The 490-nt window shown below is 62.9% G+C and carries 1 protein-coding gene; it reads left to right on the top strand.

The window, feature by feature from the left end; translation table 11 throughout:
- Positions 1-4: 4 nt before the first annotated feature.
- Positions 5-490, top strand: a 486-nt coding sequence (locus tag PUR26_RS00870) for an AMP-binding protein (RefSeq protein WP_329868217.1), incomplete at its 3' end; no start/stop codon positions are given.

Here is a 490-nt window from a genome sequence, read left to right as displayed (position 1 = left end):
TGCGCTGGATGGTGGGGATCTGGGGCGGATTGCGGGGCCGGAGGATGTGGCGTGTGTGATGTTCACGTCGGGTTCGACGGGTGTGGCGAAGGGTGTGGTGGCTCCTCATCGGGCGATGTCGGGGACGTTGACGGGTCAGGATTTTGTGTCCTTCGGGCCGGGTGAGGTGTGGTTGCAGTGTGCGCCGGTGTCGTGGGACGCGTTCGCGTTGGAGTTGTTCGGTGCGTTGCTGCATGGTGGTGTGTGTGTGCTTCAGCCGGGTCTGAAGCCTGAGCCGTCGGTGATTGCCGGGTTGATCTCGGAGTATGCGGTGTCGACGGTGCATGTGTCGGCGAGTCTGTTCAATTTTCTGCTGGATGAGTATCCGGGGTGTTTTGCCGGGGTGCGGCAGTTGATGACGGGTGGTGAGCCGTTGTCGGTGGCGCATGTGGCGAAGGCGTTGGGGGAGTATCCGGGGTTGCGGCTGGTGAACGGGTATTCGCCGGTCGAG

Origin of the sequence: Streptomyces sp. SP18CS02 (assembly GCF_036322365.1) — a bacterium.
In the GTDB taxonomy this organism is placed as follows: Bacteria; Actinomycetota; Actinomycetes; order Streptomycetales; family Streptomycetaceae; genus Streptomyces.
Note: the sequence above shows the minus strand (reverse complement) of the source record. Positions and strands in the feature narration are given on the sequence as shown.